Annotated in this window: 1 protein-coding gene; it reads left to right on the top strand. The window is 64.2% G+C overall.

Going from position 1 to position 26,645, the window contains the following annotated elements:
- Window positions 1-26 precede the first annotated feature (26 nt).
- Window positions 27-26,603 carry a non-ribosomal peptide synthase/polyketide synthase gene (locus GJB56_RS07885; RefSeq protein ID WP_113683659.1) on the top strand — a complete coding sequence of 8,859 codons (26,577 nt, stop codon included), beginning with the start codon at window positions 27-29 and terminating at the stop codon, window positions 26,601-26,603.
- Window positions 26,604-26,645 lie beyond the last annotated feature (42 nt).

Raw genomic sequence — 26,645 nt, 5'->3', positions numbered from 1 at the left:
CACAACGCTGTGTGGGGGTGGTCGTGATGGATACCGACAAGAGGATCGATCCGCTGACCGGATCGCGAAGCCTGCCGGCAGGGGCGTTTCCCCTGTCAGCGGTGCAGCGCAGTATGTGGTTTGCGCAGCAACTTCACCCGACGGTGCCGTATTTCATTGCGCAGTACATCGAGTTCCACGGCGACCTGGACATGCAACTGCTCAGCCGCGCTGCAGTGGAGGCCGCCCACGAGTTCGAGTCGCCATTTCTGCGGTTGATGTACCCCGATGGTGAGCCGTGCCAGATCGTGGACTTCACGATCGATCCGGGTATCGACTACTTCGACTTCCGCGAGCGTGAGAACCCTCGGCAGGCTGCGTCGGAGTGGATGGACAACGATTACGCGACGACGCTCGACTTGACGCGTGATCGTCTCGTCGAGATGACAATTCTCCAAACTGGCGATCGAGACTACTTGTGGTACACCAGGATTCACCACGTTGCTCTCGACGGATACAGCGGAATGACGATAGTGAATCGCATTGCCGCGATCTACACCGCAGCAGTCGAGGGCCGGGAGCCTGCGGTAAACAAGGCGCTCGACGTCACGACGCTGTCCGAACTCGATCAGAAGTACCGCGAATCGAGTCGGTTCGAGGCCGACCGCGAATACTGGGCCCAGCGAGTGTCCGGCGTCGAGCACGGTTCTACGTTGGCAACGCGTGAGGGACCTCCGACCGCGCGTAGCGAACTCGTCAGTGCCGCGATGTCGGCGAACAGCCTTGTTGCCTTGGACGAGTGGAATTCGCGTTCCGGTGCCACTGCGGCGGCGGTGCTGATTTCTGCACTGGCGTGCTATTTGTCTCGCAACACCGGCTACGACGACGTTCTGATAAATCTGCCGGTCTCGGCGAGGACCACGGCACCGCTGCAACGCTCCGGCGGAATGCTGGTCAACGTCGCGCCCCTTCACATCCACGTCGACCCCGACGAAAGCGTGGACGATCTGGTCGGGCGGGTCCAACTCGAACTCCTCGGCGCGCTTCGTCATCAGCGATGCAGTCTCGAAGACATCAGGCGCGATGCGGGCTTGGCGGTCGGCGATGCACGACTGTCCGGTCCGATGATGAATGTGATGCTCTTCCGGCAGGAGATAACACTGGGATCACTGACCGGCGAGTTTCACATCGTCACGTCGGGGCCCGTCGAGGATCTCCTGGTCAACGTGTACCAGAGTGGCGACCCAGCTCAGACGTTGATCGACTTTCGTGGCAACCCCAATCGCTACGGTCACGACGAACTGGTTGAACACCACCGGGCGTTCACCGAGTTGGTCGCAGAACTGACAGCAGCACCGGCCGGTACGCCGATGAACCGGATTCATCCGGCAAGCGCCGAGGCCGGGGCACGCAGTGCGCAGCGGAGGGAAACCGAAAGGTTCTGGGCTGGATATCTGGGGGACTCCGACGAGGGTTCGGCGCTGGGGCTCGAGCGAATCGACGCAGAATCGGAGCCGACCACTACGAATCGGCTCAGCTTCCCGCTCGATCCCGCGGTCGCCGAACTTGCACGTACGGAAGATGTCTCACTCTTCGCCGTTGTCCACGCGGCATTTGCGGCATTGTTGTCGAGATCGACCGAGCGCCGTGACGTGTTGATCGGAACGAGGACCGAGTGGGGGACTTCGCCACTGCGCTGCGAGGTCGATCCGGCGGCGCCGTTCGACGAGTTCGTGAGTTTTCTTGCTCGAGAACGCGACACGTTGTTGGTTCGATCGGCGGCAGGTATCCCCGAGCTGCCCGAGTTGCACGTCCATCTCAACGACGGCTCGCAGGAGACCACGATTGCCGGCCTCGATGTGGCGATCGACGTCCACGCGGATACCGGCGCCCTCGAGGTGGCGTACTCCACGCAGCACTACGCCGAATCCACGGTCCAAGCCTTCCTCTCGCGACTGGTGCGGATCCTTGCGGGCGCAGCGGCAGCCCCGCGAACGTCGGTCGGAGATCTCGATCTTCTCGACGAGTTCGAGCGTGAGTCCCTGGTGCCGGCACAGGGAGCGACCGCGTCCGCGCCGTTGACCCTGCCCGATATCCTCCGCCGGGCCGCGGCTGTGAACCCCGATGCCCCAGCGCTCGTTTTCGGTGATCGTGAGGTGAGCTACCGGGAACTCGACGCCGAGTCGAACACACTCGCCCGCGAACTGATCAACAGGGGAGTCGGCCCAGGCACCTACGTCGCCCTTGCACTGTCGAGGTCGATCGAATCGGTGACCGCGACGTGGGCAGTGGCCAAGACCGGCGGCGCCTTCCTTCCGATCGATCCGCACTACCCCGAGGATCGTATTCGGCACATGCTCACCGATTCGGGAGCTGTTGTCGGAATCAGCGTGGGGGAGCACCATGCCGGGCTCGCCGATTCGGTGGACTGGCTGCTTCTGGACGAATTCAGCACCGACGAACCGAACGCGTACCGCTCGGACGCACCGCTCGACGATGGCGAACGTCGCTCACGCGTGCGCTACGACGACCCGGCTTACCTGATCTACACCTCGGGATCTACCGGCGTCCCCAAAGGCGTCGTGGTCAGTCACCGCGGGCTGAGCAGCTTCGCCGACGAAGAACGAATCAGGTTCGGAGTCGAACCAGGCGACCGCACCCTGCATTTCTCGTCGCCGAGCTTCGACGCTTCGGTACTCGAACTTCTCCTTGCCTTCGGCGGCGCGGCGACGATGGTGATAGCGCCGCCCACCGTGTACGGCGGCGACGAACTGGCCCAGGTGATGCGCGTCGGCCGGGTGACACACGCTTTCGTCACCCCGGCCGCGCTGGCAACAGTTGATCCCGCCGGCCTACCGGATCTACGAGTGGTCGTGACCGGCGGCGACGCCTGCTCGCCCGCGCTGGTAGATCAGTGGTCACACGGACGCTCGATGTTCAACGCGTACGGACCGACCGAAACCACCGTCGTCGCCACCCTGACCGGACCGCTGAGCAGCGATGTTCCCGTCACCATCGGAAAGCCGATGCGCGGCGCCGCGGCCGTCCTCCTGGATTCGCGGCTTCAACCGGTGCCGATCGGTGTCGCCGGCGAACTCTATGTGAGCGGTATCGGTTTGGCGCGTGGATACCACGCGCGAGCCACGATCACGGCCGAACGATTCGTCGCCGACCCCAACGGCGTTGCGGGAGAGCGCATGTACCGCACGGGTGACCTCGCGCGGTGGAACGGCGCGGGTGAGCTGGAGTACCTCGGACGGAGCGACTTCCAGATCAAGATCCGCGGTTTCCGCGTCGAACTCGGCGAGATCGACGACGTACTGCGCCGCCATCCGAGCGTCGCGCAGGCCGTCACCGCCGGAGTTTCGGGCCCGAGTGGGGAAACACTGTTGGCGGCGTACGTCACGGCGGCTGAGGGCACGCACATCGACAACTCCGAATTGATCGCCCACGCCGGATCCTCGTTGGCAGCGCACATGGTTCCGTCGCGGATCGTCGTACTCGATTCCATTCCACTGACTCCCGCCGGAAAGATCGACAGGAAAGCATTACCGGACATCGATTCGGCTGGCGGCACGGCCGAATACCGTGCCCCCGAGACCTCGACCGAGAAGCGAATTTCTGCGGTGTTCTGCGATCTGCTCGGCATCACCAGGGCAGGAGCAGACGACAGTTTCTTCGACCTCGGCGGTGACTCGCTGATCGCGACCCGAGTCGTGTCGAGGGTCAACGGAGCACTCGGGACGACGCTGAGCGTTCTCGACCTCTTCGAGGCGCCGACCGTCTCCGCTCTGGCTGCTCGCGCAGACCTCGCGGACTCGCGGAACACGCGCGCCCCAGCACTGACGCGTATCGATCGCCCTGACCGGATACCGGTATCTCTGGCTCAGCAACGTATGTGGCTGACCAATCAACTCGATCCGAGTTCGCCGGCGTACAACATTCCGATCGCGGTTTCGATGACCGGCGATCTCGACGTCGACGCACTGTTCACCGCACTGCGGGACGTGATCGTTCGGCACGAGGTCTTGCGGACCGTTTTCCCCGAGAGCGCCCGTGGTCCGGTCCAGCACGTTCTCGGTGTGGACGAGATGTTCGATCATCTCGAGGTGGAAACGGTGCCTGCCGCAGCGGCCGCAGCGCGGGCGAGCGAACTGGCACGAACGGGATTCGACGTCAGCGAATCGGTGCCGATCCGCGCCACTCTGCTCGAGGTGAACGAACGCGAGCACACGCTGGTCCTCGTCGTTCACCACATTGCAGCGGACGGCCTGTCGATGGCGCCGCTGGCTCGTGACGTGATGGTCGCTTACGCGTCGAGGGCGAGCGGGCGTGTACCGGCGTGGTTGCCGCTCGAAGTGCAGTACGGCGATTTCAGCGAATGGCAACGAGGAGCGCTCGGCGAAGCGTCCGACCCGGATTCGATTCTCGCCGAGCAGTTGCGGTTCTGGTCGCACACGCTCGCCGAACGCGGTGAGCTCGCGGAACTGCCGATGGATCACCCGCGGCCTGCAGGTGTCTCGCTGCGCGGTGGAGATCTCGATTTCCGGATCGACTCCGCGACGTACCGCCGGGTCGGCGAGATCGCGGCGCGATGCGACGTCAGCGTGTTCATGGTGATCCACGCCGCGCTGGCCGTCCTGCTCAGTCGAGAATGTGGAGCGAACGACATCACGATCGGCACCCCGGTGGCCGGGCGTAGCGAGCGCGCCCTCGACGACGTCGTCGGAATGTTCGTCAACACGGTGGTGCTGAGGACGGTTCTCGACGGGGGACTCACCTTCGGTGAAGTTCTCACCCGCGTCCGGGACGTCGACGTGGCGGCCTTGCAGCACACCGAAGTGCCGTACGACGTACTCGTCGAATCCCTCGCAGAGCGCCAGGCACCGCTGTTCCAGGTCATGTTGGTGATGCAAGGCGCTGCTCCCGCCGAGGTCACCTTGCCCGAGCTCGACATCACTGTTGACGAACTGTCCACGGGTGCAGCGAAGTTCGATCTTCAGGTCATTCTCACCGACCGCGGCGACCATCTCGACGGCCAGTTGAACTATGCCAGCCAACTTTTCGACTCGGACACCATGTCGGGCCTCGCTGATCGCTTCACGATGCTCCTCGACGCGGTAGCGGCCGACCCCGAATCAATCGTCGGCGACGTCGATCTCACAGCTGTGGGCGAGGCGGAACTGGTCCTCGAGCGCTGGAATGCCACCGAACACGCCGTACCGATCACCACCCTCTCCGACCTGGTGGCGGAGCAGGCAGCCCGGACGCCCGAGGGGGCCGCGCTCATCTACGGCGAGCGGACACTGACGTATGCGGAGTTCGACGCGAGGGTCAGTGAACTTGCCAGAACCCTCATCGCCCACGGTGTCGGCCCGGACATGCGCGTCGCGGTGTCGATTCGCCGGTCACCCGAACTACTCGTCGCGGTCCACGCCGTGATCCGTGCCGGCGCGGCGTATGTCCCGGTGGACCCCGACCATCCGGCCGAACGTATCGCGTACGTCTTCGACATCGCCGCACCGATCTGTGTGCTGAGCCGGCCCCAGGACCACGGCGCACTTCCCGCGCGAGTCCCGATCGTCGACGTCGATCTCGATCGTCCCGTGTCCACGACGGTGCCGATCACCGACGCTGATCGGATCCGACCCCTCCTCCCGGACAATGCTGCATACGTGATCTTCACGTCCGGATCGACCGGTCGGCCGAAAGGCGTTGCAGTATCACACCGTTCGATCGTCAATCGCCTTCTGTGGATGCAAGACGCGTACTCACTTCACGCGTCGGACGTGGTGCTGCACAAGACTCCGGTGACCTTCGACGTCTCGGTGTGGGAACTGTTCTGGCCCCTGCAGACTGGTGCGCAGTTGGTGATCGCGGAACCGGAGGGGCACCGTGATCCCGGGTACCTGTCGGCGTTGATGGCCGAAAAAGGCGTCACGACGGCGCACTTCGTTCCGTCGATGCTCGCGGAATTCGTCGCGGTCGCGACTGCCGGGCAGTGCGCAAGCCTGCGTCAGGTGTTCTGCAGCGGTGAAGCTCTCGCTCCCACCACCGCGGAGGCGTTCACCCGTCTGAGTTCTGCAGGATTGTTCAACCTGTACGGACCCACGGAGGCTGCCGTCGACGTGAGCGCCGCCGAATTCACCCCAGACATGACCGTCACCGTTCCCATCGGTGCGCCTGTGTGGAACACCCAGCTCTATGTCCTCGACGGGCGGCTGCATCCCGTTCCGGTCGGCGTTCACGGCGAGCTGTACCTGGCGGGAGTGCAACTGGCGCGTGGATACCTCGGGCGCAGCGATCTCACCGCCGACAGATTCGTGGCCGATCCGTACGGCCCGGCTGGCACCCGGATGTACCGAACCGGTGATGTCGTCCGGTGGCGCGCCGACGGGCTGCTCGACTACGTCGGTCGACGCGATTTCCAGGTCAAGATCCGCGGCCAGCGCATCGAGCTCGCCGAGGTCGAAGCAGCGTTGCTCAGGCTGCCCGGTGTCACGCAAGCTGCTGCTCTCGTCCATCACGACGACGTGGTCGGTGACAGCTTGGTCGGCTACGTCATCGCCGAGACAGGCACCTCGATCGACACGGACGGCATGCGCGCCGAGTTGAGAGGTCTCCTTCCCGCCTACATGGTTCCCGCAGTGGTCATCGCCCTCGACGTGTTTCCGCTCGGCTCGACCGGCAAGCTCGATCGGAAAGCTCTGCCCGCGCCCAGCTTCGACAGTTCGCAGACGTATCTGGCGCCGAGAACACCGCTCGAAGCACAGTTGGCGGCGATCTTCGAGGAGCTTCTGGAATCCGGGGCAGTCGGTGTTCACGACAACTTCTTCGAGATCGGCGGAAACAGTCTCGTCGCTGCCCGAGCCGTGGCGCGCGTGAACGATTCACTCTCGTTGAACCTGTCGATCAGAGAGTTGTTCGACGCGCCGACCGTTGCGCAGTTGGCGGTCGAGTGCGCCACGGCGCGAGGGGGAGCAGCCGTTCTTCCGCTCGAGGCGTTTCCGCGGCCGCAGTCGATTCCGCTGTCGCTGGCCCAGAAGCGCATGTGGTTCGTCAATCAATTCGACGTCACCTCCGCGGCGTACAACGTGGCCATAGCGATCAGGCTGAGAGGCCGGTTGGACGTTGCGGCCTTGGAAGGCGCGATCACCGATGTGCTCGATCGCCACGAATCGCTGCGCACGCTGTTTCCCATGATCGAGGGAGTGCCGGCGCAGGTAATCGTGGAACCCGGTGAAGCGTTGGGGTCGCTACCGATTGTCGGCGCGAGCACCGAAGCGGTACTCGGGGAGATCGAACGCGTCACCTCAAGGGGCTTCGACGTGACGCAGGCTCCACCGATCAGGGCGGAACTGATCGAGGTCGACGCAGAAGATCACGTCCTGGCTGTGGTCGTCCATCACATCTGCGCCGACGGATTCTCGATGGCACCGTTGGCGTGCGACGTGATGAGCGCGTACTCGGCACGGCATCGAGGTGAGGCACCCGACTGGTCTCCTCTCCCGGTCCAGTACGCGGACTTCGCGATCTGGCAGGAAAGGGCTCTCGGACGGATAGACGAAGCGGAGAGCACCCTCGCCGGCCAGCTCGAGTACTGGACACGTCAGCTGGCAAGTGTGCCCGAGCTTCTCGCGCTCCCCGCAGATCGTCCGAGGCCGCGTGTACAGGATCTCTCGGGCGGCGTCGTTCGATTCGACATCGATGCCGGCATCCATCGTCGTCTGAGCGAAACCGCGATCGAACACCGAAGCAGTATGTTCATGGCGATACACGCCGCGTACGCGGTGCTCGTGGCCAGATTGTCCGGCCTGGAAGACATCACGATCGGCTCGCCGATCGCCGGACGCGGAAATGCCCTCCTGGATCCGATGGTCGGTATGTTCGTCGGAACGTTGGTCCTGCGCGCCGATGTCGACCCCGCAGCCTCGTTCACCGATCTGTTGGCCAGAGTTCGCAGCACCGACCTCGACGCCTTCGCTCACGCAGACGTCCCCTTCGAGCGCGTCGTCGATGCACTGGCTCCGGAGCGGTCGACTTCGCATTCCCCGTTGTTCCAGGTGATGCTGGAGTTCAAGAACACCAGTCGACCAGCAGTTCGTCTGACGGACCTCGAGGTCGAGGTCCTCGAACTCGAATCCGCCGTCTCGAATTTCGATCTGCAACTCACGCTTGCCGAGACATTCGACGACGACGGCCGGCCGGCGGGAATCGAGGCCGGGTTCACCTACGCGAGCGCCCTGTTCGACGAGTCGACGGTCGAAGGCTTCGCTCGATATCTTGTTCGGATCCTCGGTGCGGTGACCGAATCACCGCACACGCCGGTCGGCGACATCGATCTCGTGGTCGACACCGACACGATGAGCGTCGTGTCTGCACCGGAACTTCCCGGCCAGGTTCACTTCTCGACGTTGCTCGAGCGGAAGTACGTCGACGAACCGCAGAGAACTGCACTGATTTTCGGCGACCGACATCTGACGTACTCCGATCTGGACCGCCGGGCCAATCGGCTTGCACGACTGTTGATCGGCCGCGGGGCAGGTCCGGAATCCGTTGTCGCCCTGGCATTGCCACGCTCACTGGAATCCGTGGTCGCGATCTGGGCGGTTGCTCGGACCGGCGCCGCATTCGTACCCGTCGACCCGGCGTACCCCGTCGACCGCGTACATCACATGATCAACGACTCGGGAGCGGGCGTCGTCCTCACCACCGCCGAGCATGTGGGTGTCGTCCCCGACGAGGCAGACGCAGTTCTGCTCGATCAGGCCGAGACACTGGTAACCCTCGAACAGTTCGGAGATCAGCGGCTGGAGGCCTCGGAACTGGCGGGGACGGTGTCTCTGGACAATCCCGCCTATGTCATCTACACCTCCGGTTCCACCGGCGTCCCCAAAGGTGTCATGGTCACTCACCGTGGGCTTTCGGCACTCGCCGAACAGGAACGTACTCGATACGGGGTGGAATCGACTTCGCGCACGCTGCATTTCAGCTCACCGAGCTTCGACGCCTCGATTCTCGAACTCCTGATGGCCGTTGGTGCCGGGGCCACGATGGTCATCGCTCCACCGAGCATCATCGGCGGAACCGAACTGACGAGCCTGATCGCCGATCAGCACGTCACGCACGCCTTCATCACCCCGGCCGCTCTGGCCACGGTCGATCCGAGCGAACTGAACGAGCTGGTTTGCATCGGAACCGGTGGCGACGTCTGCCCGCCCGATCTCGTCGCCGCCTGGGTCAGTGATCACCGGATCATGATCAATGCCTACGGACCGACCGAATCGACGGTCGTCGCCAGCATCACCGAGCCGATGTCCCCGGCCGATCGAGTGACGATCGGTCGCCCGTCGACAGGCATCACTGCGTGGGTCCTCGACAATCGCCTGCACCGCGTCCCGGTCGGAGTGACGGGGGAGCTGTACGTCAGTGGCGACGGACTCGCCCGCGGTTACCGCAACCGCGCCGGCACCACCGCCGAACGTTTCGTGCCCAATCCCGCGGGCAGTGCGGGCACACGGATGTACCGCACCGGCGACCTCGCCAGGTGGAACAAGAACGGCGAACTCGAGTACCAGGGCCGAGGTGATTTCCAGGTCAAGATTCGTGGGTTCCGCATCGAACTCGGCGAGATCGAAGCAGTTCTGGCTCGTTACCCCGGGGTCGCGCATTCCGTGGTGACCACGCTCGAACGTGACGGAGGCGCCGCGCGAATCGTCGGATACGTCGTGCCCGCCAACGATGCTCAGACTGTGGATCCCGAGGCCGTCATCGCGTTCGCGGGCTCGGCTCTGGCCCCGTACATGGTTCCTGCGGCGGTGGTCGTGCTCGACGAACTGCCGATGACTGCCAACGGAAAGCTCGACCGCCGAGCCCTGCCGGTTCCCGACCTGCGAGCAACCCAGGCACGCTCGCGGGCTGCCGAGTCCGATACCGAGCGCACGCTGGCCGCCTTGTTCGTCGATGTCCTCGGTGTCGAATCGGTGGGCGTCGACGACTCGTTCTTCTCGATGGGCGGCGATTCGATCATGTCGATTCAGCTCGTCGCCCGTGCCCGCGACGCCGGGCTCGTGTTCACCCCGCGTGACGTCTTCGAGGTGAAATCGGTCGCCGGTCTTGCGGTTTTGCTGGCATCGACCAAGGACGACGAACCCGAGGTGCTCGAGGAACTTCCCGGAGGCGGCGTCGGCCACGTGCCGTTGTTGCCGGTGGCTCAGTGGTGGCTCGACCGGCTCGGCTCCGATCTCCAGGGGCTCGATTCGTTCTCCCAAGCGACTCTTCTCAATGCGCCGCACGGGCTTCGCAGTGCGGAGCAGTTGACCGCAGCGCTTCAAGTTGTTCTCGATCGTCACGACATCCTTCGCTCGCGTCTCGAACTCGACGGCGAGCGCGGGCTCGTTGTCGACGATCCGGGATCTGTTGCAGCCGAGGACATCTGCCGGGTAGTCGAGGTCGAGGCCGAGCCGGGCTCCGCAGTGTTCGACGCGGCGATCGTCGCTGCCCTGGGTGATGCACGTCGAGAACTCGACCCCGTCCGGGGCGAGATGGTGCGGGTCGTCTGGTTGTCCGGCGTACGCAACACCGGCCGGTTGATCCTGGTGATCCACCACCTCGCGGTGGACGGCGTGTCCTGGCGCGTGCTCGTACCGGAACTTGCGTCCGCTTTCCACCGGATCGACGCCGGCGAGGAGCCGGAGCCGTCGTATTCGGGCACGTCGGTTCGTCGTTGGTCGCATGCGCTCCGTGACATCGCGCCCGATCGAAGAGTCGAATTGCCCCGGTGGCGTTCGATCCTCGAAGGTGACGACCCTCTGATCGGAACCCGGCCGCTGGACCCGCGGCTCGACACGTTCGATTCGGTCGGCCGAGTTGTCGCCGACGTGCCCGTCGAACTGTCCGACACAGTCCTGACCACGCTTCCCGCGCTCTTCGGTGGATCCGTCAACGACGGTCTCGTTGCTGCTCTCGCGCTGGCACTGACGCAGTGGAGGCAGGCACAGGGCATACGAACCGACAACGTGCTCGTCTCGATGGAAGGTCACGGACGCGAGGCTCACGTGGTGCCCGGTGCGGACGTCCTGCACACCGTCGGCTGGTTCACCAGTGTCTTCCCGATGCGAATCGACCTCGCCGACATCGACATCTCGAACGTGTTGAGCAGCGGCCCCGAGGCAGCGGTGGTTCTCAAGCGGGTCAAGGAAGAACTGTTGGGAGTTCCGGACAGCGGCATCGGGTACGGAGTTCTGCGTTATCTCGACGAGGTGGGCCGAGCGGAACTGGAAGATCTCCGCCAACCGCAGATCTCCTTCAACTATCTCGGTCGTTTCTCCGGCACCGAGGCAGGAGAGTCGCTGGGGGACTGGGCACTGGCCCGTGACGTCGATCTGGAAGCGGCAGCTCGGTCCGAGATGCCCGTGGGTTCGGTCCTGGACGTCAATGTCGTCACCACCGAAATCTCGGGTGCACCGCACATCGGTGCCACTATCGCCTATCCCACCGGCGTGCTGGCAGAGCGCGATGCTCGCGCCATCGCCGAACTCTGGGTGCAGTCGTTGCGCGCTCTGGCCACCTACGCCGAACACAGCGAACGCGGGGGACTCACACCGTCGGACATCGACCTGATCGAACTGGACCAGGAGTCCATCGACCACCTCGAGCGCGAGTTCCCGACACTGACCGACGTCTGGTCCCTTTCACCGCTGCAATCCGGACTGCTCTTCCACGCCCGCTACGCCGAACACACAGTCGACGCGTACACCGTCCAACTCGCACTCGAACTCGACGGCGTCGACGCGTCCAGGTTGCACCGCGCCGCACAGGCGTTGCTCGACCGTCATGAGAACCTGCGAGCTGCGTTCACGACCGACACCGGTGGGCGATCGGTGCAGGTGATCAGCGCCGACGTGGACGTGCCGTGGACCGAGATCGACATCTCTCCGTTGGCCCCCACCGAACAGGCAACCGAGATACGCGAGCTCCTCCATGCGGATCGGGTGCGAGGCTTCGACATGGCCACGCCGCCCCTGCTGCGGTTCCTGCTTCTGCGAACCGGAGACGACGCGTATCGGTTGATCCTGACCAACCACCACATCCTCCTCGACGGATGGTCGATGCCGCTGCTGGTCCGTGACCTACTGACGCTCTACGCCACCGACAGTGATCACAGTGCCATCCCACGCGTGCACCCCTACCGGGACTATCTGAGCTGGATCAGCACTCGCGACGACAGCGTGTCGATCGAAGCCTGGGGCGAAGCGCTCCGCGGACTCGGCGACCCGACGCTGCTCACCGGAACTCACGCCGTCGACGAGGACGGCGCCACCTCACGCTCGACCACCACAGCCCTCGGAGAACGTGAGACGGAACTTCTGCGTGGATTCGTCCGCTCCCGTGGCCTGACGACAGCCTCCTTGATCCAGGTGGCCTGGGGAATCGTGCTCGCCGAACTCCTCGGCCGCGACGACGTCGTCTTCGGTGGAACCGTCTCCGGCCGACCACCCCAGGTGTCTGGCGTCGAGTCGATGGTGGGTTTGTTCATCAACACTGTCCCCGTCCGAGTTCGCCTCGACCCGCGAGAGTCACTGGCAGCGCTGTGCGTTCGTGTCCAAGCGGAACAGGCGCGGTTGTCCGATCACCATCATGTGGGGCTTTCGCACATCACTTCGGCAGTGGGGGCCGCTGCATCGTTCGACACGCTGACTGTGTTCGAGTCGTATCCCGTCGACCGCGGTGGACTCTCCTCGGGCACCGACATCGCCGGAATGCACGTTCTCGACGTCCACGACGCCGAGGATGCCGCGCACTATCCACTCGCGATCGTTGCCTCTGCGGCAGACGGGCGACTGCGGCTCAAATTCGAGTATTTCCCGGGAGTCCTGGGCGATCACGACATCGACGCGATCGCGGACCGGCTGCTCCGCACCCTCGAACTGATCACCGCACAACCGGATCTTCCGCTGGCGAAACTGCGTTTGATGCCGGATTCGCAAGTGCAGCAATTGGTTCCCGCGCGCGGCCGGCAAGGCCGCTCGGTAAGGACACTCGATCGCATCTTTTCGGACACCGCGAGCAGATTCCCCGAACGGGTCGCACTGTCCTGTGGTGACAGAAAGATGACCTATCGAGAGCTGGACGAGGCGTCGAATCAGTGGGCGCGCGTGCTCATCTCGGAAGGCGCGGGCCCGGACTCACGGGTGGCGATCTGTGTGGAACGGTCCTTCGAATCCGTCGCAGCGGTCTGGGCGATCACCAAGACCGGCGCCGCCTTCGTGCCGATCGATCCTCGCTACCCGAGTGACCGGATCTCGTTCATGCTCGAGGACTCGGCATCATCGCTCGGAATGACCACGGCTGCACACGCACCGGCCGGCGGTGGCGCAACGAAGTGGCTCGAACTCGACGACCCGGAGAACGCCACTCGGCTCTCCGGAGTGTCCACGTCACCGCTACGCGAAGACGAGCGCCGGGGAACCCCGCGGCTGGAGAACACTGCCTACCTCATCTACACCTCGGGCTCGACCGGCCGGCCCAAGGGTGTCGTCGTCACGCACACCGGTCTCGAGAACTTCGCCGACGAACAGCGTCATCGCTACGGTCTCACGGAGAATTCACGCGCACTGCATTTCGCCTCGCCGAGTTTCGACGCCTCCGTTCTCGAGTATCTGCTCGCCTTCGCCGTCGGCGGCGAACTGGTCGTAGCTCCCACCACCGTCTACGGAGGGGCCGAACTGGCCGACGTTCTCCGAGAGGGACATGTCACGCACGCGTTCATCACGCCCGCAGCGCTGACGTCGGTGGATCCCGAGGGACTCGACGATCTGACCACCATCACGGTCGGTGGCGAGGCTCCCTCGGCGGACCTGGTGCGCACCTGGGCGCCGGGAAGATCGTTCGTCAACGTCTACGGACCCACCGAAACCACCATCTCCTGCAACCTCAGTGACCCCATTCCAGCCGGTGAGAAGGTCTATCTCGGGCCGCCGAACCGCGGCTTCAGCGAGGTCGTCCTCGATCGCAGACTTCAACCGGTGTCCGTCGGAGTTCCCGGCGAACTGTATGTCGCCGGAGTTGGACTCGCGCGCGGCTATCACGGGCGTTCATCGCTGACGAGCGAACGATTTGTCGCCAACCCGTACGGCGAGCCGGGGGAGCGGATGTACCGCACCGGAGACGTGGTGCGCTGGCGCAGTGACCGCACCATCGAGTACCTCGGACGCAGCGACTTCCAGGTCAAGATCCGCGGGTTCCGTATCGAACTAGGCGAGGTCGACACGGCGTTGGGTCAGCTGCCCGGTGTGGAGTACGCGGTCACATTGGCGGTGCGCGGACCCTCCGACGAGCAGGCCTTGGCGGCATATGTCGTCTGCGACGACGAACGCCCGGTGAGCGCCGAGGACATCCGGGCGGCGGCACGGGAGCTACTGCCGGCACACATGGTGCCAGCGAGCGTCGTCGTGCTCGACGAGCTACCACTGACCGGCGTCGGCAAGGTCGATCGGGCTGCTCTTCCGGCACCTCGCTTCGACACCGATGCCGAAACACTCGCTGCACCGGCGACCGAGCTCGAACGGCTGGTCGTGGGCGTTTTCGAGGACGTGCTCGGAGTGTCCCCGATCGGTATCGATACTCACTTCTTCGACATCGGCGGAAACTCACTGACCGCGACCCGCGTCATCGCCCGCGTCAACGCACTTCTCGGCACCGACATCGGCGTTCGAGGATTGTTCGAGTCTCCGACAGTTCGGCAGCTGTCTCGTCTGGCGGAGAGTGTCGGCCGCGGCGAGAACCCCAGACCACCGTTGACTCGGCGATCTCGCCCGGATCCACTGCCCGTGTCATTGGCACAGAAGCGGATGTGGTTCCTCAACCAGTTCGACGTGACCTCCCCCGCCTACAACGTTCCCCTGGCAGTGCGCCTCGACGGCGATCTGGACTTCGCCGCATTGCAGGCCGCGGTAGCGGACGTATTGGGTCGCCACGAGAGCTTGCGGACGAAGTTCCCTTCGATCGACGGACAGCCGGTGCAGCAGGTGATGCCCAGCGACGAGGTCATGCCGATCCTGGAGCCGGAAATCGTCACTGCTGCCAGAGCGTCCGATCGAATCCTCGAGCTGGCCTCGGCAGGCTTCGACGCCTCGGCCGAAGTTCCGATCCGCTGCGCGGTCCTGCGCGTCGACGGGGACGAGCGCAGGCACGTACTCGTGATCGTCGTCCACCACATCGTCGCCGACGGGTTCTCGATGAACCCCCTGGCAGCGGACGTGGCAGCGGCATATGCGGCCCGCAGCGCCGGCAGTGCGCCGAGCTGGTCGGAACTGGCCGTGCAGTACGGCGACTTCGCTGTGTGGCAGCACGAAGTGCTCGGCTCCGAGGAAGATCCGGACTCGGCTCTGACCCGTCAGCTCGATTACTGGAAGGACCGACTCGCGGGACTGGGCGAGCCGATCGCCCTGCCGACGTCGTTCCCACGTCCGGCAAAGCCGTCCATGGTCGGCTCTGTCCACCGGTTCGCGGTATCGCCGCAGACCCATCGGGCGCTGACCGATCTGGCCCGCGAGCACGGCAGCACCATGTTCATGGTCGTGCACGCAGCACTGGCGGTACTTGCGGCACGCCTGGCGGGTACCGAGGACATCGCCATCGGTACACCCGTCGCCGGACGCGGAGAGGCCGAACTCGATCACCTGGTCGGAATGTTCGTCAACACTCTTGTGCTGCGGACACAGATCACGCCCGACGCGTCGTTCGAGGACGTACTCGCCCAGGTTCGCGAAGGCGACCTCGGCGCGTTCCAACACACCGACTTGCCCTTCGAAAGGTTGGTCGACGCACTCGCCCCGGAACGCTCGACTTCGCACACTCCGTTGTTCCAGATCCTCATCGAGTTCCGTAACAACGCGCTACCGCAACTCGAACTGCCAGGGCTGTCGGTCTCGGGAGTCGAGTTCGACCTACCCGTCGCCAAGTTCGATCTGCAACTCTCGGTCACCGAGCGTTACGACGCGGATGGCGGAACGGATGGAATCGACGCCGAATTCATCTACGCCACAGACCTGTTCGACGGTAAATTGATCGAATCGTTCTCACGCAGGCTGCTCACCCTCCTCGAGGCGGTCTCCCGAGAGCCGTCGACTCCTACCGGTGACATCGACGTCGTGGGCGCCGGCGAGCGTCGACAGATGCTGACCGAGTGGAACACTCACGCCGAACCGGCTCCGGCCGACAACATCGCGGACCGATTCTTCGAAGCTGTTGCAGCACATCCGTCGTCGACCGCGGTCAACGACAGCGACGGCGCCATGACGTACGCCGAACTGGACGGGCGCGCGAACCGCCTGGCGCGGCTCCTGATCGGCCGCGGTATCGGTCCGGAATCCGTGGTTGCCGTTGCGATGCCCAGAACCACCGATCTCGTGCTCGCCCTCGTCGCCGTCATCAAAACCGGGGCGGCATACCTGCCGGTCGACATCACCTACCCGGCCGAGCGCATGCGATTCCTCTTCGACGACGCGCGGCCGGTATGCCTGGTCACGACCGGAGACTTCCGAAGCGACCTACCTTCGGAGATCATCGAATCCGGCATCGACATCGTCGAACTCGGATCGCCGGAGATCGCTGTACGCCTCGATCACTCCGCGCCACATCGCATCACCGACGCGGACCGGACGACACCACTTCTGCCCGACGCGATCGCGTACATCATCTACACCTCCGGATCCACAGGGCGCCCCAAAGGTGTCCAGGTCAGCCACCGAAACGTCCTTACTCTGATGGACAACACCTCCCCGACATTCGGGTTCGACAACACGGACGTGTGGACGATGTTCCACTCGTACGCATTCGACTTCTCCGTCTGGGAGCTGTGGGGGCCACTGCTGCACGGTGGCCGGTTGGTCGTCGTCGACTACTACACGACCAGATCGCCGGACATGTTCCACGAACTGCTCCGCCGTGAGCGAGTGACGGTGCTGAACCAAACACCCACCGCCTTCTACCAACTCGCCGAAGCCGACCGTGCGTACTCACCGAACGGCACCGGTCTCGACCTTGCACTGCGCTACGTCGTCTTCGGTGGAGAAGCGCTCGATCTCGGGCAATTGCGCAAGTGGTACGACCGGCGGGCCGACACGGCGCCGACGCTGGTCAACATGTACGGGATCACCGAGACGACAGTGCACGTCAGTCGAATCGCGCTCGACCGCAACGACAGCGAGCACGCGTCGGCGAGCATCATCGGGCGAGCAGTACCAGGATTGTCCGTCTACGTACTCGATCGGCGACTGAACCTGGTGCCACCAGGTGTTGTCGGCGAAATGTACGTCGCCGGTGACCAGGTGACTCGGGGATACCTCGGGAAACCCGCATTGACTTCGGTGCGGTTCCTTCCCGATCCATTCGGTAGTTCGGGGGATCGAATGTATCGGAGCGGGGACCTGGCGAGGTGGAACGACGCGGGGCAGTTGGAGTACGTGGGCCGCAGTGATTTCCAGGTGAAGGTGCGTGGTTTCCGCATCGAACTCGGAGAGATCGAAGCCGCAATGCTCCGCTGCCCCGGCGTCGCTGCCTCGGTAGCACTTGTTCGCACAGAGGGAGCGTCACCGCGGATCGTCGGGTACGTGGTCGCCGAAACAGGCAGTACCGTCGATTCAGCGACGGTGACCGACTTCGTCGCCGCCGAACTCGCGGAGTACATGGTGCCCACCGCGATCGTCGTCCTCGAATCGCTTCCACTGACGGTCAACGGAAAGCTCGACCGACGCAGCCTCCCGGCTCCGGACTTCACCGTGACGGGAACAACCGAGGCGACGCGGGCACCAGCCACCGCCACCGAAGCGGTCCTCGCGGACCTCTTCGGAGAGGTTCTGGGGCGGGGCGGTATCGGAGTGGACGATTCCTTCTTCGGCCTCGGCGGCGATTCGATCATGTCGATCCAACTCGTCTCACGGGCGAAGTCCGCAGGCCTCATCTTCACTCCGCGGGACGTCTTCGAAGCGAAAACCGTGGCCGGCCTCACCAAGGTCCTCCTCATCGAATCATCGGAAACGGCACCGGTTCTCACCGAGCTACCCGGCGGGGGAGCCGGCCCGCTACCGCTCACACCGATCATGGAGTGGCTCGTCGAACGCAGTCGCGGTGACCTGAGCACGATCCGCAGTTACAGCCAGAGCGCGCTGATCGCACTGCCCGCGGATGTGTCCGGCCCCGCGCTGGAGCGCGCACTACAAACGATCCTCGACCGCCACGACGTACTGCGGGCACGTCTGGAGGCCGTGACTCACCAACTCGAGATCAGCGAACCCGGCACCGTCGCAGCCTCCGACATCTTGCACCGAACCCCCATCGTGTCCACCGGCGGCGAAGAATTCCTGCGCGCGGCAGAAGCCGCGATGCAGGACGCATCCAGCCGACTCGATCCCGAGCACGGCAAGATGATCAGCGCAGTCTGGTTGGATCCGGTCAGCGCGAACGGCAACCGGCCTGAGGCGGGACGGTTGCTCCTGGTACTTCATCACCTCGCGGTCGACGGTGTGTCCTGGCGAATGCTGGTCCCCGGCCTGGTCACGGCATATGCGTCGGCGTTCGACGGCGAAACACCGATTCTTCCGCCCGGCGGAACGTCGATACGTCGCTGGGCGACAGCGCTCGCCGAGACCGCCGCAGATCGACGCGACGAGATCGACCTGTGGTCGAGGATGCGGACCGACGAACCAATGCTCGGAACGCGCGGGCTAGACCCCGCGGTCGACGTCGGAGCCACCGTCGACCGCGTCAGCGTCGACGTACCGACCTCGGTGACCGAGAACATCATCTCGGCGGTGCCACGACATTTCGGAGGCTCGGTGAACGACGGGCTGCTTGCTGCTCTCGCGATTGCCGTCACCGCCTGGCGTCGATCGCGCGGACAGCGCAGCGGGGAAGTGCTCGTCAATCTCGAGGGACACGGGCGCGAGGAGAACGCAGCGCCTGGCGCAGACCTCTCGCGCACAGTCGGTTGGTTCACCACCTTGTTCCCCGTCCGGATCGATCTCACCGGACTCAATGTCGTCGATGCACTGTCCGGGGGATCAACCGCGGCCTCCGCTGTGAAAGTCGTCAAGGAAACGCTGCTCGGTCTGCCGGACAACGGCATCGGGTTCGGGATGCTCAAGTACCTCGACCGAAACGACGAACTACAGGAGTTGCCCACACCTCAGATCTCGTTCAACTACCTCGGACGTTTTGCCGGCTCGGACCCCGAGCACGGCGAGGTGCCGTGGCTGCCGATCTCGGAAGTGACGCTCGACGAAGCGCACAGCGGAGATCTTGCCGCCGCGTCGGTGCTCGACATCAATGCCGTCACCACCGACACCGCGCACGGTCCGATTCTGCGCGCTACGTGGTCCTTCCCCCGCGGCATCCTCAGCGAAGCCGAAGTCACGGAACTGGCGGAACTCTGGTCCCGAGCACTCGGCTCGTTGAGTGAATACGTGGACGAACACTCCGAGCGCGAGCTCACGCCCACCGATCTCGATCTCGTCACCGCGGATCAGCAGAGCATCGAACAGCTCGAGCGTAGGTTCCCCGACCTGACCGATATCTGGTCACTGTCACCGCTGCAGTCGGGCATGCTCTTCCACGCCCAGTTCGACGAAACGGAAATCGATCCGTACATGGTGCAACTGACCCTCGAGCTCGGGGGTCGGGTGGAGGCACCGCGCCTGCGTCGCGCCGCGCAGGCCTTGGTTGATCGTCATCCGAGCTTGCGCGCGGGATTTGCCTCCGCGCCGGGAGGGCGGGCGCTGCAGGTAATCCGTTCCGGTGTCGAGATCGGCTGGGCCGAGATCGACCTGTCCGGGACCGAGGACAGTGAAGTCGCGTTCGCTCAGCTGCTCGAGCGTGATCGCGCTCAGCGTTTCGATATGGAAACAGCACCCCTGATCCGGTTCATGCTCGTACGATTCGGACCGGACACAGCACGCTTCGTCGTGACGAACCACCACATCCTGCTCGACGGCTGGTCAACCCCGCTGTTACTTCGCGACCTGCTCACTCTCTACGCAACCGACGGCGACCCTGAGATTCTGCCCAGAGTTCAGTCGTATCGCGATTACCTCACCTGGATCTCGAAGCAGCACCCCGACTCTTCTCTGCGAGCCTGGCAGGAAGCGCTACGAGGAGTGGACTCATCCACCCAACTCTCGCAAGCGAGCACCGCCGCCGAAACCGTTGCCAGTGACATTCACTCGTACTCGCTGCCGACCGAACGAGCCGAGACCCTTCGGGCGTTCGCGCGAAGCCGCGGATTGACCATGGCGACCCTGGTCCAAGTGGCCTGGGGAATCGTGCTCGCCGAACTCCTCGGCCGCGACGACGTCGTCTTCGGTGGAACCGTTTCCGGACGCCCACCACAGGTGTCCGGTGTGGAATCGATTGTCGGCTTGTTCATCAACACAGTGCCCGTGCGAATCCGCCTCGACGCCCGAGAAACCCTCGCGGAACTGGCCATTCGCGTCCAATCCGAGCAAGCGTCACTACTCGACCACCACCACATCGGACTGTCGGACATCGCGGGAGCAGTGGGCGCCGCCGGTTCATTCGACACCCTGACGGTATTCGAGTCGTATCCCGTCGACGAGGCAGCCCTGACCGCCGAAACCGACATCGCGGGAATGCACGTCCTCGGCATCGACGGACGCGACTCGGCGCACTATCCGATTGCCGTTGTCGCGTCGGAAAGTGACACGCTGAACCTGAAGATGGAGTACTTGCCGACGCACTTCTCCGCCCGCGAAGTCGCGAAGATCACCGAGCGCGTGGGCATCGTCCTCGAGCAGCTGGCGTCGGCGCCGGATCAGCCGCTGGCCCGCCTGCAGGTTCTCACGGAGTTCGAGAGCCGTGATCTTGCGCCGGTCTTCGGATCCCCGGGTCGCTCCGCTCGTACGCTCCCGGAAATACTCGCCGACGTCTCCGCCACATATCCCGACCGCATCGCGCTCTCGGCAGGCAGCCGTTCCATGACCTACATCGAACTGGACCGACGCTCGAACCAGTTGGCCAGAGCCATGATCCGCCGCGGCGCCGGGCCCGAGACGTCGGTCGCCATTGGCATCGAAAGGTCCGTCGAATCAGTACTCGCGGTGTGGGCAGTGGCCAAGACCGGCGCAGCGTTCGTCCCCGTCGACCCCACCTATCCGGCCGACCGAATCGAACACATGCTCAGCGACTCCGAGGTGTTGTTCGGGTTGACCGTCGTCGACGCCATCGACACATTGCCACCCATAGTGTCCTGGTTGGTGCTCGGAGAGGAAGCATTCGACGACGACGTCGCCACAAGCTGCACGCTGCCGATCGCCCAGGACGAACGGCTTGCACCGGTGGTCATGGACAACGCCGCCTACGTGGTCTACACCTCGGGATCCACCGGCCGACCCAAGGGAGTTGTCGTCACCCACACCGGACTCGACAGCTTCGCACTCGATCAGCAACGTCGATTCCACGCCGATCACCACTCTCGGACCCTGCACTTCGCCACCCCCAGCTTCGACGGTGCCATCTTCGAGTACCTGCAGGCATTCGGTGTCGGAGCAACCATGGTGATCGTCCCGACCGACATCTACGGCGGCGCCGAACTGGCAAGTCTGATCCGCCGCGAACACGTCACTCACGCGTTCGTCACCACGGCGGCACTCGCCACCGTCGATCCGGCCGGCCTGGACGAATTCCGGCACGTCGTCGTCGGGGGAGAGGCCCTGCCACCACATCTCGTCGGTCTGTGGGCACCCGGGCGGGAATTCGTCAATGCCTACGGCCCCACCGAGACAACCGTCATGGCAGACATCAGCGAACCCATGACAGTGGGTGCACCCATCACGATCGGTGGCCCGATCCGCGGTGTGCACGAGATGATCCTCGATTCGCGGCTGCAACCGGTGCCCGTCGGAGCTCCCGGTGAGCTGTACATCGCCGGCATCGGCCTGGCTCGCGGATACCACCGGCGTCCCGGCTTGACCAGCGAGCGATTTGTCGCCGACCCCTTCGGCAAGCCAGGCGACCGGATGTACCGCACCGGTGACATCGCCTCCTGGCGAAGCGATCACACCATCGAGTACGTCGGGCGCAGCGACTTCCAGGTCAAGATTCGCGGATTCCGTATCGAACTCGGTGAGGTGGACGCCCAGATCACTGCAATGGCAAGTGTCACGAACTGCGTGACACTCGGCGTCGACGGACCGGCTGGCGCAACCGTTCTCGCGTCTTACCTCACCGTCGAGGAAGGGTCGACGCTGACCGGCGCAGAGATCACCGCGCACCTCGCCGGACGTGTTCCCTCGCACATGGTTCCGGCCAGTATCATGATCGTCGACGAGCTACCGCGCACCGCGGTCGGCAAGCTCGATCGAAAAGCGTTGCCGACCCCGGAGTTCACCGGAACCGGCGTGGAATTCCGGGCTCCCGGCACCAGCCTCGAGCGTCGGATCGCCGACGCCTTCATCGATGTACTCGGCGTCGAGCAGGTAGGCGTCGACGACAACTTCTTCGAACTCGGCGGCAACTCGCTGATCGCCACTCGTGTGGTCTCGCGGCTCAACTCCGCACTGAACATCGACGTCGGGGTGCGAGTGCTCTTCGAGGCACCGACGACAGCTCAGCTCGCCGAACGGCTTTCCGACGCTGTCACTGCCGTCGGCACTGTGCCGCTCACTCCCATGGAGCGCGACGGTAACGTCCCGCTCTCGTTGGCGCAGCAGCGCATGTGGTTCCTGAACCAGTTCGACACACGCTCAGCCGCGTACAACATCCCACTAGCTGTTCGCCTCACCGGTGACCTCGACGTCACCGCCATGCAACAGGCGATCGCCGACGTCGTCGAGCGGCACGAAACCCTGCGGACGGTGTTCCCCGCCGTCGGCGGCGATCCGATTCAGAAAGTGCTCACCGCCGACGAGGCCGTACCGCCGGTCCGTGAAATGACGTTGGGAGAGCACGAACTCGCAGAGCGCATGCAACGACTCGCCACGACCGGTTTCGACGTGTCGGTGGACCTGCCGCTGCGCGTCGCGCTCTTCCGCCTCGACACCGATGAACCCGTTCACATTCTGTTTGTCGTGGTCCATCACATCTGCGCCGACGGTTCGTCGATGGCGCCGCTCGCACGCGACGTGATGACGGCCTACCTGGCGCGCACGGCAGGAACCGAACCCACCTGGGCGCCACTCGAAGTGCAGTACGCGGACTTCACGTTGTGGCAGCACCGCGTACTCGGATCGGAAGACGATCCGGAATCCGTCATCAGTCGCCAATTGCGCTACTGGAGTGAGCAACTCGCCGGCCTCGACGACGTCATCGCACTGCCCACCGACCACCCGCGGCCCGTGCAACAGACCTTCCACGGCGACCGATTCACCTTCGACATCGACGCCAACACCCACCGCGCCCTCGCGGACCTCACCAGGGCAAACGGAGTGACGATGTTCATGGCTCTGCACGGCGCACTGGCCGTGCTGATGTCGAAGCTGTCCGGCGCCGAAGAGGTCACCATCGGCACACCGATCGCCGGCCGCGGTCAGGCAGCGCTCGACCACCTCGTCGGAATGTTCGTCAACACGCTGGTCCTGCGCACAGGCGTCGACCCCGACATCACGTTTGCCGAACTGGTGGAACACATCCGGGAAATCGATCTGGCCGCATTCCAGAACTCGGATCTGCCATTCGAACGGCTCGTCGACGTCATCAATCCGACCAGATCCACGTCGTACTCACCGTTGTTCCAGGTCGCCCTCGAACTTCAGAACAACGAACCAGCGCATTTCCACTTGCCCGGCCTCGATATCGAAGGCCTCACCGTGGAAACCGAATACGCGAAGGAAGATCTCGAACTGATCGTCGACGAGAAGTTCGACGAGTCCGGCGCCCCGGCCGGGATGTCCGCTGCCTTCGACTTCGCAACCGATCTCTTCGAACCCGCCACCATTCGGCGCTTTGCCGACCGCCTGCGTCTGATCCTCGACACTGTCGGACGCGAACCCGCAACACGTATCGCCGACATCGGCATCCTCGCCGCCGACGAAACAGCAGCCCTGGTGCCGGCATCCGGTGCAGCAGCGACTCGCGTGCAGGTGTGGCCGGAGATCCTCGCCGAGGCAGTCGCCTCGAACCCGGATGCTCCAGCTCTCTCGAGTCGCGAGGGGTCGATGACCTACCGCGAGCTCGACGAGGAATCGACGAAGCTGGCTCGAGCGTTGTGCCGGCGCGGTGTCGGACCCGAAGATTTTGTGGCGCTGGGTCTGCCGCGGTCCACGGCGGAGATCGTCGCCATCTGGGCGGTCACGAAAACCGGAGCAGCATTCTTGCCGGTCGACCCGAACTATCCAGACGATCGCATCAACCACATGCTCGACGATTCGCGGGCCGTACTCGGCATCACCGACGACGCTCACCGCAGTCAACTTCCCGACACTGTCGAGTGGATGGTCCTCGATGAAGCGCAGACCGTCGACGAGATCGACGGCCAGAGCGCCGCCGCGATCACCGACCTCGACCGCACGATCCCCTTGCATCACGGGCATCCCGCGTACCTGATCTACACCTCGGGTTCAACCGGGAAGCCGAAGGGCGTCATCGTCACCCACCTCGGTTTGTCCAACCTCAACGCCGAGGAACATCAGAGATTCAACGTCCAGCCCTATTCGCGTATCTCTCACTTGGCATCACCGAGCTTCGACGCCTCGGTCTTCGAACTCATGATGGCGTTCGGCAGCGGAGCCTGCCTGGTCGTCATCCCACCCACGGTCTTCGGCGGATCCGAGTTGGCCGAAATCTTTGCCGACGAACACGTCTCACACGCGTTCATCACGCCGACCGCGCTCAGCTCCATCGAAAGCTCCGCGCTGCCAGAACTCCGCGTGCTCGCAGTCGGTGGCGAAGCCTGCCCACCCGAACTCGTGGACATCTGGGGCCGAGACCGCCGCATGTTCAACGGATACGGACCTACCGAATCCACCATCCAGGCCAGCGTCAGTGAACCCATGCGGCCGGGCAAGGACATCAACATCGGCCGACCGGCCATCGGCTTTGCCGGCCTGGTCCTCGACGGGCACCTCAAGCCCGTGCCAGTGGGAGTCATCGGGGAGCTGTACGTGACCGGCCCCGGACTCGCCCGCGGGTACCACAATCGTCCCGACCTCACCGCCGACCGATTTGTCGCCGATCCGTTCGGCGAACCCGGCCAGCGGATGTACCGCACAGGCGACCTGGTGCGCTGGCGCTCCGACAGCACACTCGAATACCTCGGCCGCAGCGACTTCCAGATCAAGGTCCGCGGATTCCGCATCGAGCTGGGCGAAATCGACTCAGTCCTGATGGCACACCCATCCGTCTACTTCGCCGCAACACTTGGGCACGAAGCACCGTCGGGGGAGACGATGATCGCCTCCTACATCCAGCCTGTGGAAGGACAGACCGTCGACGACTGGGAGCTTCGCCGCCACCTGTCTTCTCGCCTGCCTGCGCACATGGTTCCCGGCGCGATTGTCGTCGTCGACCGAATTCCGGTGACACCGGTCGGCAAGCTGGACCGTAAAGCACTGCCGACGCCGAGCTTCGAGCGTCGTACTGTCCCGTACGCGCCGCCGACCAATGACACCGAACGAACGGTCGTCGACATCTTCGAGACCGTGCTCGGTCACGAGCACATCGGTGTCGACGACGACTTCTTCGAACTGGGAGGAACGTCGATCGTCGCCACTCGAATAACCATCGAACTCGAGAAGCGCCTCGGGATGCGAGTGCCGTTGCAGTCGCTTTTCCTGGATCCGACACCGGCCGGTGTCGCCCGGGCGGCTGACGGAATGGACGCACACACACCGGACGATTCTTCGGATCTGCTCGCCCCGATGATCACGCTGCGCGCCGGATCCGATCGAGCACCACTGTTCTTCGTCCATCCGGGTATCGGATTGTCCTGGGGTTATGCAGAATTCGTCAAGCACCTCGAGCTGGATCAACCCGTATACGGTCTTCAGCTACCGTCCCTGAGCGGCGGACCCAGCTTCGACTCGCTGACCGAACTCGCCGACGACTACGCGAATCGCATTGCAGCCGTGGCACCGACCGGCCCGATCCATCTGGCTGGCTGGTCGCTCGGCGGCGTCATCGCACACGCCGTGGCGCACAGTCTCACTCGGAGCGGACGTGACGTGACGTTGTCGATCCTCGACAGCTATCCGTCGTCGGATTCCGATCAGCCCGCAGAACTCTCGGTCTCCGAACTACTGGCCGGGCTCGCGATGCCGGCGGGATCCGAGACCGTCGAAACCTTCGAAGAAGCGGCGGAATTGCTGGAGCAGACCCTGGGCGCCGGAATCGGAATCGAAGCGGAGCATCTAGCGCGGATCAGTCGCGGTTACTCCCACTCCGTCGAATTGACGAATCGGCACCAACCGCCTGTCCATCTTGGGGCCATCGAGTTCTTCGTAGCCGGAAGATCTACGGAGAACGGACACGACGTGGCCGAATGGCGAAGGTTTGTACAAGGCGACATCCGAGTCACCGAAGTCGACTGTGAACACAACCAGATGATCGAACCGGGTCCGGCGGCAACCATAGCTGTACGATTGCGGGAAGTTATCGCTCAGTGGGGTGTCTGAACCAGGTTCGACATGGGTATGAGTGAAACACACAGGGTGATG

Origin of the sequence: Rhodococcus sp. AQ5-07 (assembly GCF_009707305.1) — a bacterium.
Lineage (GTDB): Bacteria > Actinomycetota > Actinomycetes > Mycobacteriales > Mycobacteriaceae > Rhodococcus_F > Rhodococcus_F erythropolis.
Note: the sequence above shows the minus strand (reverse complement) of the source record. Positions and strands in the feature narration are given on the sequence as shown.